General features: G+C 70.2%; 8 protein-coding genes. 5 read left to right on the top strand and 3 right to left on the bottom strand.

Annotated features, from left to right (window positions below; translation table 11 throughout):
• Window positions 1-3: 3 nt before the first annotated feature.
• Window positions 4-1,176: a cystathionine gamma-synthase gene (locus AMD30_RS05255; protein WP_055474899.1), complete on the top strand. Its 1,173-nt coding sequence runs from the start codon at window positions 4-6 to the stop codon at window positions 1,174-1,176.
• A gap of 15 nt (window positions 1,177-1,191) precedes the next feature.
• Here AMD30_RS05255 and AMD30_RS05250 read toward each other — a convergent pair whose 3' ends face one another.
• Complete coding sequence (locus AMD30_RS05250) at window positions 1,192-2,298, bottom strand: class I SAM-dependent methyltransferase (RefSeq protein WP_055474898.1); 1,107 nt, start codon at window positions 2,296-2,298, stop codon at window positions 1,192-1,194.
• A gap of 162 nt (window positions 2,299-2,460) precedes the next feature.
• Between AMD30_RS05250 and AMD30_RS05245 the strand changes: the two genes are divergently transcribed.
• The 4 genes from AMD30_RS05245 to AMD30_RS05230 are packed head-to-tail and all read left to right on the top strand — an operon-like array spanning window position 2,461 to window position 10,706.
• Entirely contained in the window at window positions 2,461-3,168 is a 708-nt protein-coding gene (locus tag AMD30_RS05245; RefSeq protein WP_055474897.1) for a PIG-L deacetylase family protein, read from the top strand.
• 30 nt (window positions 3,169-3,198) lie between these two features.
• Window positions 3,199-6,201, top strand: a complete 3,003-nt coding sequence (locus tag AMD30_RS05240) for a BTAD domain-containing putative transcriptional regulator (protein WP_055474896.1) — start codon at window positions 3,199-3,201, stop codon at window positions 6,199-6,201.
• Window positions 6,202-6,250: 49 nt separating this feature from the next.
• Window positions 6,251-7,450, top strand: a complete 1,200-nt coding sequence (gene ilvA, locus AMD30_RS05235) for a threonine ammonia-lyase (RefSeq protein ID WP_055474895.1) — start codon at window positions 6,251-6,253, stop codon at window positions 7,448-7,450.
• A gap of 28 nt (window positions 7,451-7,478) precedes the next feature.
• Complete coding sequence (locus tag AMD30_RS05230; protein ID WP_055474894.1) at window positions 7,479-10,706, top strand: BTAD domain-containing putative transcriptional regulator; 3,228 nt, start codon at window positions 7,479-7,481, stop codon at window positions 10,704-10,706.
• Here the strand turns inward: AMD30_RS05230 and AMD30_RS05225 are convergent.
• Together AMD30_RS05225 and AMD30_RS05220 are read right to left on the bottom strand one after the other, a co-directional pair.
• Window positions 10,688-11,521, bottom strand: coding sequence for an ABC transporter permease (locus tag AMD30_RS05225; protein WP_055474893.1), 834 nt, complete (start codon window positions 11,519-11,521; stop codon window positions 10,688-10,690). The genes AMD30_RS05230 and AMD30_RS05225 overlap by 19 nt on opposite strands.
• Entirely contained in the window at window positions 11,518-12,588 is a 1,071-nt protein-coding gene (locus AMD30_RS05220) for an ATP-binding cassette domain-containing protein (RefSeq protein WP_055474892.1), read from the bottom strand. Before AMD30_RS05220 ends, AMD30_RS05225 begins: the two co-directional genes overlap by 4 nt.
• Between the last annotated feature and the right edge of the window lie 54 nt (window positions 12,589-12,642).

Genomic DNA, 12,642 nt, shown 5'->3' with positions numbered 1-12,642 from the left:
ACCGTGAGTGAACGACGCAGTGCCGCGGATTCGGTTCGCTGGCAAGGCTTCTCGACCCGCGCCATCCACGCCGGTTACGAGCCGGATCCGCAGACCGGGGCGGTGAACGTCCCGATCTACGCCAGTTCGACCTTCGCCCAGGACGGCGTCGGCGGACTGCGCGACGGCTTCGAGTACGCGCGCACCGGCAACCCGACCCGACGCGCCCTCGAAGCCAATCTCGCTGCGCTCGAGAGCGGCACCTACGGACGGGCTTTCGCCTCCGGCATGGCGGCCACCGACTGCCTGCTGCGCTCGACGCTGCGGCCGGGCGATCATCTGGTGATCCCGAACGACGCCTACGGCGGGACCTTCCGGCTCATCGACAAGGTGTTCAGCCAGTGGGGGATCACCTACTCGGTGGCCCCGGTGTCCGACGTCGCCGCGGTGCGCGACGCCATCCGGCCGGAGACCAAGCTGGTCTGGACCGAGACGCCGACCAACCCGCTGCTCAACGTCGGCGACATCGAGACCCTCGCCGCCGTCGCGCACGAGGCCGGCGCGAAGCTCGTGGTCGACAACACCTTCGCCTCGCCGTACCTGCAGCAGCCGCTCGTCCTGGGCGCCGACGTGGTGCTCCACTCGACGACCAAATACCTGGGCGGGCACTCGGATGTCGTCGGCGGCGCACTGGTCACCGACAGCGAGGAGCTCGACGAGGCGTTCGCGTTCCTGCAGAACGGCGCCGGGGCGGTCCCCGGACCGTTCGACGGATTCCTCACCCTGCGCGGCATCAAGACCCTCGGCGTCCGGATGGACCGGCACTGTGACAACGCGGAGAAGGTCGTCGACTATCTGAGCGGCCACGACAAGATCGACGCCGTCCTGTACCCGGGCTTGGAGAACCATCCGGGCCACGAGGTCGCGGGCAAGCAGATGAAGCGCTACGGCGGCATGGTGTCGGTGCTGGTCAAGGGCGGGCTCGACGCCGCCAAGGAGTTCTGCGCCCGCACCGAGGTGTTCACGCTCGCCGAATCACTCGGCGGCATCGAATCGCTGATCGAACACCCCGGTGCGATGACGCACGCCTCGACCGCCGGATCGCTCCTCGAGGTCCCCGCCAACCTCGTCCGGCTCTCGGTCGGTATCGAGGACATCGACGACCTCCTCGGGGACCTGGAGAACGCGCTGCGCTGAGGAGTCGGGGTCGCCTCAGACCCGCGCCTCGAGGAGCAGGTTCGACGCAGTGGTCGCCGCGACTCGCGCCGAGGTCAGACCGGCCGCCCGGAAGGTGTCGAGCAGTCGAGTGGGGCCGGCCTGGGCTCCCAGCGAGGTCGGGCCGTCGGCGATGCTGTGTGGCACGCAGAGGTACGAGCTACCCGAATAGAACAGCAGCGCAACGGGATTGGTCAGATTCTCGGCCAGTGTGTCGTGCGCCAGCGGCTCGACGGCGATCACCTGACCGCCGGGACGCAGTGATGACCGGGCGTGTGCGAGCGCGCCCACCGGATCGCCGAAGTCGTGCAGGGCGTCGAAGATCATGATCGCGTCGTGGTCGCCGGCGTACGACTGGGCCGTCGCCACCTCGAAGCGGACCCGGTCGTCGACCCCGGCCGCCTGAGCGGCTGCGGTGGCGCGCCGGACGGACTCCTCGTGGCTGTCCACACCGACGAACGTGGAGTTCGGGAAGGCCTCGGCGAGCAGGATCGTGGGGACCCCGTACCCGCACCCGACGTCGAGAACGCGGATGCCGTCGGTGAGGCGCTGTCCGAGGCCGTCGATCGCCGGAACCCACTCGCTGAGCAGCGACGCACGGTAGATCGTGCCGTAGAACCGTTCGACGCCGGAGAACAGCCGGGAATCGTGCGCGTGCCAGGGCACGCCGTCGCCGGTCGCGTACGCATGCGCGAGCTGGTCGACCGAGGACCACACCGCGGCGGCGACCTCGAAGCCGGCCACGATCGCCGCCGGACTGTTGTCCTCGGCGAGCACCATCGCGTGCTCGGCGGGGAACACGAACACCTCTGGGCCATTCGCGGCGTCATCGCCGGTGTCGCGGAGCAGGACGTATCCGGCCGCGGCCTGCACACACAACCATTCGTGCACATACCGTTCGGCGAGTCCCGAGCGTTCGGCGAGCTCGGCGCTCGTCGCCGAACCGAGTTGCGCCAGCGCCCGCCACAGTCCCAGGCGGTCGCCCAGGTAGGTGCTGATCGAGTGGTAGGCATGGGTGAGATCGGCGCTCACCTGGCCGGCGAAGGCCTCGACCCGGGCGAGGTCGATCGCGGTGTCGGAACCGGCGGCGTGTGTGGTGGTCATGGGGTGAGCCTTTCGTGTGCGATGTCGAACCACGCCGGGCGGCGTGTGCACCGAGCGTGCGCCGGGGTCCTGTCGCGGCGCTGTCATGACTCGACCGTGACCCGCTGGGCGGTGAGCCGATGGTGACAGCCCCGTGACAGCGGGCTCGGAGACCGTCGACGCATGAGAACAACACAGATCAGCGACCTGGGCACCGTGATGTCCATCTGGGCTCACCCCGATGACGAGACCTACCTCGCCGGCGGCGTGATGGCCGCCGTCCGCGACGCGGGTGGGCGCGTGGTGTGCGTGACCGCGAGCCGCGGGGAAGCGGCCGACGAGAACGCCACCGCCGCAGAGCGTTCGGAGCTCGCCCTGGTCCGGACCGGCGAACTCGAGAAGGCATTCATCGAGCTCGGCGTCCAGGAGCATCACTGGTTGGACCTACCCGACGGTTCACTCGCGGCGATCGACGAGAGCGGCCCGGTCGGACGCCTCACCACCCTCCTCGACGACGTGTCACCCGACACCGTCCTGACCTTCGGTCCCGACGGCGTGACCGGGCACCCCGACCACCGCACCGTCAACCGGTGGGTCCGCCTCGCCGTCGACCGTTCGTCGACCTGCCCGCGAATCCTTCACCCGGTGGGCACCGGGCGGGGGATCGAGTTCGACCTCGCCCGTGAGTTCGACATGTGGGCGCTGGGCGGGCCGCGCCAGTGTCCGGAGGAGATGGTCGCGCTGCGGATCGATCTCGACGGGGCCGAACTGGACCGTAAGGTGCGAGCCCTGCTGGCTCAGCGCTCGCAGACCGCGGACCTGGCCGCGGCGATCGGCCTCGAGCGATATCGAACATGGGTGTCGGTGGAGACCTACGCTCATCCTGCATAGGCCGTCGGAGAACAGAGAGCGACGATCGGGATGGTGGTGCGCGAAAGCGAAGACGGGCACGTGTGGCCCGCAGTCGAGGTCGGCCTGCTGGGTGCGCTGTGGTTGCGGGTCGACGGTGTCGAGGTCGCGGTTCCCGGGGAACGACGACGCGCCCTGCTCGCGCTGTTGACCGTCGCCGGCCGGCACGGCATGGGTATCGGGCGGCTCGTCGACGCGCTGTGGGGCGACGACCTGCCGCGGGAACCGATTGCCGCACTGCACAATCTGGTGTCCCGGCTGCGACGCCATCTCGGCCGACACGCCGATCTGTTGGAACGACGCCCCGACGGCTACCGGCTCCGGGTGTCCGTCGTCGACGTGACGATCGTGCGCGACCTGCTCGCATCCGCCGCCGACACTCCCGATCCCGCCGAGCGTCTCCGTCTGACCGTCCGGGCCCGCGAACTCTGGCGCGGCGAGCCGCTCGGCGAGTTCGCCGGCATCCCCGACCTGGACACCGAACGCGTTGCGTTGGAGGACCTCCACAACCGGCTCGCCGACACCCACGTCGAAGCGCTGGTGGAGTGCCGCGACCCGAGCGCGACCGCGACGGCGAGGGCCGGTGTCGCGTCCGCGCCGTTACGCGAGAGTTCGGCACGACTGCTCATCCGCGCACTCGCCGCCGACGGGCGTGTCGGCGACGCGATGGCTGTCGCGATGAACTTCCGCGAGCAGTTGCGTGAGCGGACGGGTCTCGATCCGAGTCCGGCCCTCGCGTCGCTCGAGCAGCGGGTGGCGGCGGGCTCCGAATACGGGCAGGCCGAGACGAATCCGGGACCCGGCGTGACCTCGCGGCGGCGACCTGCTCCGCCGGCCGGGCCTCTGGTGGGGCGGGAGCGAGAACGCGCCGAGATCATCCGGCTGTTGTCGGCGCATCGGGTCGTGACCCTGACCGGTACGGGCGGCGTCGGCAAGACCAGTCTCGCGCTCGACGTCGCCGCCGACCCCGCGGTGTTCCCCGGGAACGCCGTTGTCGTCGTCAACCTCGCCGCGGTCGCGCGAGCCGACCGCGTCCTCCCGTCGGTGGTGTCCACCCTCGGTCTCGAGGTCGGGGTGGGTGCTTCCGTGGACGCGATCGCGCGCGCCGTCGACGGGTCGCTCCTGCTCGTCCTCGACAATTGCGAACATGTGTTGTCGTCCTGTCGCGAATTGGTCGCGGCGATCGTCGAACTGGCTCCCGCGGTGCGGATCCTGGCCACCTCCCGAGTCGTGCTCTCACTCTCCGCCGAGTACGTCCTGCGTCTGCAGCCCCTGACCTTTCCCACCCGCGTCGACGACGTCGACGCGGTCGCCCGGCAGCCTGCGGTGCGCGCGTTCGTCGAGCACGCGCTGCGTCGCAATCCGGACTTCGCGGTGTCGAGTCGTGAGCTCACGGACCTCGTCGACGTCGTGCGCCGTGTCGACGGGCTCCCGCTCGGCATCGAGCTGGCGGCGCGTCAGGCCGCTGTGATGCCGATGTCGGCCGTGGCCCGAATGCTCGATGGTGCACTCGATCTCGCGACGGGAACCGGAGCCGACGACCAGCGGCGGCTGACGCTCCGCAGCAGCATCGACATGTCATTCCGACGGCTGAGCGTGGTCGATCAAGCCGTACTCGCCGCCCTCGCACCGTTTCCCGGCGGTGTGTCGCTGCGCACGTTCGAATCCGTCGCACTGAGCGTCGAAGCGGAGGTCGTCGGCGCAGCGGGCATCGGCACGCGAGGTGACGGCGGGCTCGACCCGGTGGAGACCCTGCACCGTCTGATCGACAGCTCGTTGCTCGTCGCCGACGCGTCGGGCGGCAGATACCGTCTCCTGCATCTCATCCGCACCCATCTGCTTGATCACCTCGACCGTGCGGGCGTGCTCGCCGCGGCCGAGGACCGGTTCCTCGACGAATGTGTCGCAACGGTGCGGGACATCGGCGACGAGTGGCTCGGCGTCGCGGAGTTCGAGGCGAATGAGCGTCTCCATGCCGAGATGGACAACCTGCGGTCGGCGCGGGACCTGGCACTGGCGCGCGGACGCGTCGACGTACTCGTGGCGATCACGACATCGCTGTCGCTGATCAGCACATGGCGCAACCTCAACGAATTGTGGACGTGGGCCGTCGAATCGGCGCGTTCGGCGTGGCTCGATGGTCATCCCGATCGCGCCGAGATGCTGTCCGCGGCGGCCGAGGCCGCGCGGCTCGTCGGCGAGTTCGACCTCGCCGTCGACTTCGCGACCTCCGCCCTACGTCCCGATGCCTCCGGGGCACCACCGGATCCGGATGCGCCCGCGTTGGTCGGCGCGCGGGCGGCCAGGGCGGCGGTCGCGCACTTCCGTGGCGACTTCGCGGTGGCGGTACGGGAATGGACCCGCTGCGGCACACACCCGTCCCTGGGGTCGGCGTTCCTCGCGTCTGCGGCGCTCGCCGCGTCGTACTCCGGTGACTCGAGCGGGGCTGCCCGGCTGTTGGCCGAGGCCCGGTCGACGCTGGACCCGTCGGCGGGGCCGTCGCAGCACGCCTTCCTCGACTACGTCCACGGCGAGCTGCTGTCCGCGCACGACCCGTCCAGCGCGCTCGCCCTCTACGAACGCGCCCACGAACGGGCCGCCGGCGTCGGGGCGACGTTCATCGTCGGGGTCGCTCGTGTCGGCGCGGCGGCGTGTCTCGTCCGCGTCGGCGATGTAGCGCGTGCCGCGGAGGCCTACGTCGTCCTGCTCGGGGCATGGCGCGACAGCGGTCAGCCGACGCAGCTGTGGACCACGGCGCGCGACGCCGCCGCACTGCTGCGCGTCCGGGGCCGGATCGACGTGGCCGACCTGCTCGTCGAGTGTGCCGATCTCGACCCCGCCGCGGCCTTCGACACACGCAGAGGTGCCGCGGACCGTGCTTTCGGGGACCTGGTGCACGCCGACAACACGGTCCACGCCGACACCGAAGTCGTGCTCGACCGGGCGATGCGCGAACTCCGAGAGATCAGGGAGTCGACGTCATCGGACGACCGCGGGAGCTCGGCGGCGCGATGACGTCTCCTCGGGTGGCTCCTGCAGGGCGGAGATGGCCGATACTGGTCGCATGCTGCTGACTGCCGACGACGTCGACCGCGCGACCGACGAGCTCGCGTCCGTGATACGGCGGACCCCGACGATCGCGTCGCGGGTGGTGTCCGAGCGCAGCGGTGCGCAGGTGTGGCTCAAGTGCGAGAACCTGCAGCGCACCGGATCTTTCAAGCCACGCGGCGCGTACCTGCGCATCTCGCGGTTGTCGGCGGGGGAACGTGCGCGTGGGGTCGTCGCGGCCAGTGCGGGCAATCATGCGCAGGGAGTCGCTTGGGCGGCATCGGAACTGGGGATCGCCTCACGGGTCTACATGCCGGTCGGGGCCGCGCTGCCGAAGATCGCCGCGACGAAAGCCTATGGCGCAGAGGTGGTGCTCGCCGGATCAACGGTCGACGAGGCGCTCGTCGAGGCGCAGCGTCATGCCGAGACGACGGGCGCGGCTCTGATCCACCCGTTCGATCATCTCGACATCGTTGCCGGACAGTCGACGGTCGGCGTCGAGATCCTGGAGCAGATCCCGTACGTGTCAACGATTCTCGTGCCGCTCGGCGGCGGGGGGCTGCTCGCCGGCGTCGCCGCGGCGGCGCGTCTGCGACGACCGGAGGTCGAGGTGATCGGCGTGCAGGCGGCGCAGGCCGCGGCCTGGCCGACGTCGCTCGCCGAGGAGCGGCCGACACCGGTCGCGGCGATGAACACCATGGCCGACGGCATCGCCGTCGCGACACCCGGGAAGGTCCCGTTCGCGCACGTCTCCGAGTTCGTCGACCGGATCGTCACGGTCAGCGAGGAAGAGTTGAGCACCGCGCTGCTGCTCATGCTGGAGCGGGCGAAGCTGGTGGTCGAGCCTGCCGGGGCCGCGGCGGTGGCGGCGGCGGTGAGCGGTCGGCTCGCACTGTCCGGGACCGTGTGCGTCGTGTTGTCCGGCGGCAACATCGACCCGCTGCTGCTGCGCCACGTGACGACACACGGCCTGACCGCCGCCGGACGATTCCTGACCGTGACCGCGACCGTCTCCGACCGGCCCGGTGGACTGGTCGCACTGCTGGAACTGCTCCGCGACCTCGGCGCGAGTGTGCTCGACGTCGTCCATTCCCGTGTCGCCGACGACCTGTATCTCGGCGAGGTGCAGGTGACCGTCAGCGTCGAGACCCGCGGACACGACCACCAGCACGACGTCCGGCGGGCCCTCGCCGACGCGGGGTTCCTGCGGGACTGAGGGCGAACGTCGGCGCTAACCTGTCTGGGTGGCTGCCGACGGACCCGCCCTGATCGGTGTGCTGGGCCCGATCGCGGTCGGCGCGTGCCCGGTGGGCGCCGAGAGCCCCGATCGGCTCGTCGCGGTGCCGGGGCTGCGGGCCCGACGCCTGCTCGTGTCGCTCGCTCTCGCCGACGGGCGCGTGATCTCGGCGGATCGCCTCATCGACCACGTCTGGGCCGCCGATCCGCCGCGTTCGCCCCACAGTGCGCTGCACACCCAGGTGTCCCGGCTGCGCAAGCTCCTGCCCGAGGGGGTTCTGGAGGGCACCGAGAACGGTTATCGACTGCGCAACAGCCGCACCGACCTCGACGTGGTCGACACGCTGCTCGCCGAAGGCGACCGGGATGCCCACGACCGGGCCCGGCAGTGGTGGCGCGGCGTGCCCGGAGACGATCTCGGGGACGGGTCCCCGGCGACGGCGACACTGTCCGCACGCATTCGACGCACCCAGGACGCGCTCGACGGTGCGCAACTGACGGCCGCGCTCGCCGAAGGGGACTTCGCGACCGCGCGATCCATCGCCGAACAGCGCTGCGCGCGAGACCCGTTCGACGAGTCGGCACACACCGCCCTGATGCGGGCGCTCGCCGGGGAAGGCCGCGCCGCCGACGCGCTCGTGGTGTTCGACCGGCTCCGACGGCGACTGTCGACCGAGCTGGGGACGGACCCGGGTGCCGAGATGGCGCGGGTCCACGCCGAGATCCTCACCGCGACATCACCACCTGAGATCAGCGCGCCACGGCCGGTGCGTGCCGTCGGATTGCGCTCGCCCACCACCGAACTCATCGGACGCGGTGCCGACCTCGACGCCGTGGCGAGCATGCTCGACACCGGGCGCGTGGTGACCGTGCTCGGTCCCGGCGGCGTCGGCACGACGCGGATCGCGACCGAGATCGGCCATCGGCTGCATGCGGCGGGCGCCCCGGTCTACTTCGTGTCGCTCGCCTCGGTGCGGTCCGGCGAGGACGTGATCCCGGCGATCGCCGCGACGCTCGGGGTCGGCGAATCCGATCTCTCCGCAACCGGCCGTCCCCGCATGACCCCCGGAGACCTGACCGCACGTCTCGAGGACGCGCTGCGCGAGCGGGCGTCGGTGGTGATCCTCGACAACTGCGAGCAGATCATCGGCACGTGCGCCCGGATCGTCGCCGAACTCACCGCGGCCGTGCCCGGCGTCCGCGTGCTGTCCACCAGCCGAACGCCGCTGGCCATCGTCGGCGAGCAGGTGCATCAGCTGCCCGTACTGGCGGCGGCGGACGCGGATTCACCGGCGGTGCACTTGTTCCGGACGCGCGCGCGAGCTGTGTGTCCCGACGCGGAGCTGCCCCCGGAGCGCGTCGTCGAGCTGTGCCGCCACCTCGACGGACTGCCGCTGGCCATCGAGCTGGCGGCGGCCCGGATCCGGACGATGACGGTCGAGGAGATCACCGCCCGCCTGGGGGAGAAGTTCGCGCTCCTGCGGTCCGCCGACCGCACCACGCCGGACCGCCATCGCACCCTCTACGCGGTGATCGAGTGGAGCTGGGAACTGCTCGACGACGCCGGCCGGGCAGCGCTGGTGCAGCTGTGCCGCTTTCCCGGTGGGTTCGGCCGATCGGCTGCCCGTGCGGTGACCGGGGCCGCCGGGACGGTTCTCGACGACACCCTCGAGAGTCTGACCAACCAGTCGCTCCTGTCGGTCGTGGAGACCGACGGTTCGGCCCGTTTTCGCATGCTGGAGATGGTTCGTGAGTTCGGCGAGACCCGGATGGACGCCGACCTGGCGGCCCGGGTCGAGTCGCGGATGCGTGGCTGGGCAATCGAATTCGTCTCTCGGATGCGCGACCTGGCCGAGAACGGCGACCACCCCGCGGGTGCCGGTGGCATGGCGCGCGAAGCCGACAACCTGACGTGGATTCTCCGGTCGGCCTGTGAGTCCGCGGCCGCGGCGCCGACCGACGGCGTCGTCGCGGTGCTCACGACGCTGTACCCGGCACTGGCGTATCACTGGACGGTTCGTGGTCTGCACGGGGAGACGCGCGCGTGGGGCGCGCGGGTCCTGATGGCGTTACCGCGCCCACCCGCGGCGCCCGACGACGCCCTGCGCGAGAACTGGCAGGTGACCGCCATCGTCGGTGCAGTGCACGGCATGATGACGGGCGAACTCCGAGTGCAGGCCACCGCCCGGTTCCTCTTGCGCTCGCTCCATCGTGCCCACCTCACATTCCACCGGGCGAGCGAGTTCCTGTCGGCCGTGGCGCTGGCCTCGACGTCGACGGGCGCGTACCGGATCATCTGCGAGGCGGCTGAGACCGCGGTCGACGACGAGGTCCGGGCACTGGCTCTGACGCTACGGTCACATCTCCGAGAGAATCGCGGGCTGGTCGGTACGGCACTCCGGGACTCGACGGCTTCCGGCCGATGGCTCGCGGGCAGCCGCTACGCCTCGTGGTTCCAGGGCATGCGGCAGTCGAGCACGGGCGGTCTGTACGGACAGCAGGGCAGGTATTCCGAAGCCGCGGCGACCTATCGAGCCGGAATCGACTTGCTGGCACCACTGGGCGCCGTCGAGGACGTCCGCCAGATCAGGACCATGCTGGTCCTCACCTTGCTCGCCGGCGACTTCCCGGACGACGCGCGTCGCGAACTCGACGTGATCACCGACGACTGGGACCTCGAGGCCGAGGACCCACAGGGCAATCCGGAGGTGATCGGGCCCGCTCTGCTGGGTGTTGCCGAACTCGCCTTCGCCGACGGCGCGTCGAATCCGGAGGTGGCCGCGGGTTTTCTGCGCGCCGCACGGGTCATGCTGCGGGAACACCCCTTCGGTGTCGCCGACCCCGCGGTGCTCATGGTGATGTCCGCCGCCGTCGCGGGCCTCGTCCGCAGCGGAGATGTCGATGCCGCCTGGGAGCTGGTTCCGCAGATGGTGAAGGGACTCGACGACATGACGTTCGGTCCGGGATGGCAGGACCTGCCGCAGGCGGGCACGGTGGCATCGGCCTTCACCGTGCTGTGGAACGCCCGCCGCCCCACGGATTCCGTCGGCCGACGCCTCGTCGAGTTGGCGGTGAGTCTGCCCGGACGACGAGACTGCCCGTCGCTGGACTGGGCGTGGCGCTGGACGCAGGAGCAGGCCGGAAAGGACGGGGTGGCGCGACACCCTGCGGTGCCGCGCCACGTGGCCGTCGATGAGCTGCAGCGACTACTGCACGATCAGGCGTTTCGCATATAGGCCCGCACGGCGAGGGGTGCGAACACGGCGGTGATCACCGCGGCGCCGATCAGGGCCCACACGACGTGGATTCCGGCGTGACCGGAGTTCGTCAGTTCGCGGACCGCCGTGACGAGATGGCTGACCGGGTTGACGTTCACGAAGCCCTGCAGCCAACCGGGCATGGTGTCGACCGGGACGAAGGCATTCGACATGAAGGTCAGGGGGAACATGATCATCATCGAGATGCCCTGCACGGCTGATGCTTTGCTCATGAGGCAGCCCATGAGTGCGAAGATCCACGAGACCGCGAAGCTGCACACGATGATGAGTGCGGCCGAGGCGATCACGCCGAGAACATCGGGGCGCCAGCCCATCAGCACGCCCATCACGACGGTCAGTACGGTGGCGATGGAGTAGCGGATGACGTCGGCGAGCAGGGCGCCGGCGAGTGGGCTGATCCGGGCGATCGGTAGCGAACGGAACCGGTCGAAGACGCCCTTGTCCATGTCCTCGCGCAACTGGGTGCCGGTGACGATGGAGGTCATGATCACGGTCTGCACGAGGATGCCCGGAATGATCACTGGGAGATAGGCTTCCACGTTGCCACTGATCGCGCCGCCGAAGATGTAGGTGAACATCAGCGTGAAGATGATCGGCTGGAAGGTGACGTCGAAGAGCTGTTCGGGGTTGTGCCGGATCTTGAGCACACCGCGGTAGGCCATGCTGAAGGACTGCCGGAACGACTCGGCAAGGCTGATGGAGGTCTTCACCTGCGCGCGTGTGGCGCGGGTCGTGATCGAGGTCGACGGGGGACTGTCGAGGGTCGTGGTCATGAACGGGCCTCCTGGGTGGTGTCGGAAGAATCTGTGTCGGATGGCCGGTGCCCGGGTGCGCCGGTGTCGGCGTCCGATTCCGCGGGCCTACCGGTGATGGTGAGGAACACCTCGTCGAGGCTCGGCTTCTGCACGGTGATCTCTTCGACGCCGATCCCGTTCTCGCGCAGTGCGATCAGGACGTCGGGCACCAGCTCGGCCGAACTCAGCGGCACGGTCGTCCGCGCGGCCTGCGGACTCAACGTGGCCTTCTGCCCGAGGATCGACTCGGCGATCTCGCACACGCGGGGTGCGTCGGCACGGTCGGCCGCGACGAGCTGGAGTGTGCTGGCGCCGATCGAGTGCTTGAGTTCGTCAGCCGTGCCATCGGCGATGACGCGGCCGTGATCGATGACGGCGATCCGGTCGGCCAGCTGATCGGCCTCGTCGAGGTACTGGGTGGTGAGCAGGACTGTCGATCCGCCGGCGACGAGACGGCGGATCGTGTCCCACATCTGGGCGCGGGTTCGCGGGTCGAGGCCGGTCGTCGGTTCGTCGAGGAACAGCAGCGGCGGGGTGTCGATCAGGCTGGCCGCGAGGTCGAGGCGCCGGCGCATACCGCCGGAGAAGTTCTTCAGCGGTCGGGCCGCGGCGTCGGTGAGGGCGAATTCTTCCAGCAACTCGTCGGCCCGCGAGCGGGCCCCGGTCCGCGAGAAGCCGAGCAGGCGGGCGAAGAGCACCAGGTTCTGGGTGGCGGTGAGGTCCTCGTCGACGGAGGCGTATTGACCGGTGACGCCGACGAGCGAGCGCACGGCGACCGCGTCGTCGACGACGTCGTAGCCGAACACGCGCGCCTCTCCGGCGTCCGGCCGCAGCAGGGTCGCCAGCATGCTGACGGTGGTCGTCTTTCCCGCACCGTTGGGGCCGAGGACGCCGTACACCGATCCGGTCGGCACGGCGAGGTCGACGCCGTTGACCGCGCGGGTCGAACCGAAGTGTTTGACGAGGCCGCGAGCGTCGATCGCGAGGTCGGTGCGGAGGGACCGGGCCGACCCGACGTCGGGCCGGGGAGTGGTTGTCGTTGTCATGCCGACAACTGTGGCGCCGTAGCCTGTCGTCGGGCTTGCGTCGGCTTACGTGGC

It is taken from the genome of Gordonia sp. HS-NH1, assembly GCF_001418765.1.
Taxonomy (GTDB): Bacteria; Actinomycetota; Actinomycetes; order Mycobacteriales; family Mycobacteriaceae; genus Gordonia.
Note: the sequence above shows the minus strand (reverse complement) of the source record. Positions and strands in the feature narration are given on the sequence as shown.

Excerpts from the sequence above, each read along its gene's own strand:
- AMD30_RS05250 (WP_055474898.1), bottom strand. The coding sequence starts at position 2,298 with ATGACCACCACACACGCCGCCGGTTCCGACACCGCGATCGACCTCGCC.
- AMD30_RS05245 (WP_055474897.1), top strand. The coding sequence starts at position 2,461 with ATGAGAACAACACAGATCAGCGACCTGGGCACCGTGATGTCCATCTGG.
- AMD30_RS05240 (WP_055474896.1), top strand. The coding sequence starts at position 3,199 with ATGGTGGTGCGCGAAAGCGAAGACGGGCACGTGTGGCCCGCAGTCGAG.
- ilvA (WP_055474895.1), top strand. The coding sequence starts at position 6,251 with ATGCTGCTGACTGCCGACGACGTCGACCGCGCGACCGACGAGCTCGCG.
- AMD30_RS05225 (WP_055474893.1), bottom strand. The coding sequence starts at position 11,521 with ATGACCACGACCCTCGACAGTCCCCCGTCGACCTCGATCACGACCCGC.
- AMD30_RS05220 (WP_055474892.1), bottom strand. The coding sequence starts at position 12,588 with ATGACAACGACAACCACTCCCCGGCCCGACGTCGGGTCGGCCCGGTCC.